The following is a 2,367-nucleotide window of genomic DNA, read 5'->3' as shown; positions in this document are numbered from 1 at the left end:
TCGGCTAAATATTCGTCGTAAGACATTTCTCTGTCGATAATTCCTTTTGGAGTTAACTCAATGATTCTGTTACAGACAGTTTCGAGCATTTCGTGGTCATGTGAAGCAAGCAATATTGTTCCCTTGAAATTGGTTAAAGAGTTGTTTAACGTGGTAATACTCTCCAAATCCAGGTGGTTTGTAGGCTCATCAAGCAAAAGTACATTTGCTTTCTGTAGCATCATCCGCGAAAACATACAACGCATTTTTTCACCTCCGGAAAGTACTTTACAGGATTTTAAAGCTTCGTCTCCGGAGAAAAGCATTTTTCCTAAGAAGCCTCTCATAAATTCTTCGTGTCGCTCTTCATCATTTTTAGTAAACTGTCTCAGCCAATCTACTAAGTTGATGTCTTCCTGGAAGAAGGCGGTATTATCGAGCGGCATATAAGACTGTGTGGTTGTAATTCCCCAGTTAAAAGTTCCTTTGTCTGGACTGCTGTTGCCACCTAATATCTCGAAAAATTCAGTAATTGCTAAACTGTTTTTGGAAAGTACGGCTATTTTATCTCCTTTTTTAAGGTTGAGATCAATATTTGAGAATAAAAGCTCACCGTCTTTGGTTTTTTCAAGGTCCTTCACTTCTAAAATCTGGTCGCCGGCTTCTCGTTCGGTATCGAATATAATCGCCGGATATCTTCTTGACGACGGCTTAATGTCATCAATATTAAGTTTATCGATCATTTTTTTTCTTGCAGTAGCCTGTTTGGCTTTTGCAACGTTAGAAGAGAATCTTGCAATAAAGTCCTGAAGTTCTTTTTTCTTTTCCTCTGCCTTTTTGTTAGCTTGTTGACGCTGTCTTGTGGCTAGCTGAGACGCTTGGTACCAGAAAGAGTAATTTCCTGTGTAAAGATTTAGTTTAGAATAATCTAAATCCGCAATGTTGGTACAAACTGCATCTAAAAAGTGACGATCGTGCGATACCACAATCACGGTATTTTCGTAAGTTGAAAGGAAATCTTCGAGCCATGAAATCGTATCGATATCAAGGTCGTTGGTAGGTTCATCCAAAATTAAAACATCAGGGTTTCCGAATAGCGCCTGAGCCAAAAGTACTTTTACTTTATTCTGATTTTCGAGCTCACTCATCATCTGGTAATGCATGTCATCTTTAATTCCTACATTCGATAACATCGTCATCGCATCAGATTCTGAATTCCAGCCTCCCATTTCGTCATAAAGTACACCCAATTCGCCGGCTTTAATCCCATCCGCATCAGAAAAATCTTCTTTAGCATATAAAGCATCCATTTCTTCCTTTATCTCGAAAAGCTTTTTATTTCCTCGTAATACGGTTTCTAAAACCGTGAAATTATCGTATGCAAAGTGATCCTGCTCTAAAACCGACATTCTTTTGCCTGGCTCCAAAGATACGCTTCCTGTTGTAGGGTCTTGTTGTCCGGTTAGTATTTTAAGAAAAGTGGACTTTCCGGCACCATTAGCACCGATAATTCCGTAGCAGTTTCCTTTGGTAAACATGATGTTTACGTCATCGAAAAGCACTCTTTTCCCGAATTGTAAAGATAAATTAGATACTGTTAACATATAGTTTTGTAAATTTGGTGCAAAATTACGAAAAGAAATTGGGTTTTATGCTCCATTTCTGTTTTCCAACAATTGTTCATTTTGTTTGCTCTTGTTGTTATGTAAAATTTCGTTAAAAATTCTTAAAATTAACAGATTATTAATTCAGTATATTTTCCAGAGAAATGAAGATTGAAAAAACAGTTAATATTTTCAATAAAAGAGCCAGGTTCGAATATGAAATTTTGGAAGAAACCGAAGCAGGCATGGTACTTACAGGGACAGAGATAAAATCTTTGAGGTCTTCTAAAGCAAGTATTACGGAAGCGTTTTGCCAGTTTATTGATGGTGAACTGTACATCATTAATATGATGATTGATGAGTATAAATTGGGAACATTTTATAACCATAAAACAAAAAGGGAACGGAAATTGCTTCTGCATAAAAGAGAATTGCAAAAGTTTGAAAAAAAACTAAAAGATGTTGGTAATACCATAATCCCGCTAAAATTGTACATCAATGAAAACGGGAAAGCCAAAATTCTTATTGCACTAGGAAGAGGTAAAAAACTCTTTGATAAACGGGAAAGTATAAAAGACAGAGAAAACAAAAGAAATCTCGACCGACTATTAAAGAAAAGTTAAAAATTCTCTTAAATTCTTTGTTTATAACGAAAAATTATATTTATTTTGCATTATCAATTATTTAATCATTTAATTCTATGAAAAATCTAAAATTAGGAATTTCAGCATTGGCACTTACTGTTGCCTCTACTGTTTTCGCTCAAACGACCAGCAACCCGTGG

At 35.7% G+C, this 2,367-nt stretch carries 2 protein-coding genes; one reads left to right on the top strand and one right to left on the bottom strand.

Features of this window, described 5'->3' with window-relative positions:
• On the bottom strand, nt 1-1,583 hold a 1,583-nt coding region (locus V5N63_RS07640), incomplete at its 3' end, for an ABC-F family ATP-binding cassette domain-containing protein (RefSeq protein ID WP_332033473.1).
• Nucleotides 1,584-1,747: 164 nt separating this feature from the next.
• Here V5N63_RS07640 and smpB point away from each other — a divergent pair.
• Nucleotides 1,748-2,206 (top strand): SsrA-binding protein SmpB, encoded by a 459-nt coding sequence (smpB, locus tag V5N63_RS07635; RefSeq protein ID WP_332033472.1) that lies wholly within the window; start codon nt 1,748-1,750, stop codon nt 2,204-2,206.
• The last annotated feature ends 161 nt before the right edge of the window (nt 2,207-2,367 follow it).

The sequence above is a fragment of the Kaistella sp. genome, assembly GCF_032060305.1.
In the GTDB taxonomy this organism is placed as follows: Bacteria; Bacteroidota; Bacteroidia; order Flavobacteriales; family Weeksellaceae; genus Kaistella; species Kaistella yananensis.
The sequence above is the reverse complement of the archived record's forward strand: the minus strand, read 5'-3'. Positions and strand labels throughout refer to the sequence as shown.

Bases quoted from the DNA above. Each gene is read 5' to 3' on its own strand.
- smpB (WP_332033472.1), top strand. From the start codon at position 1,748: ATGAAGATTGAAAAAACAGTTAATATTTTCAATAAAAGAGCCAGGTTC.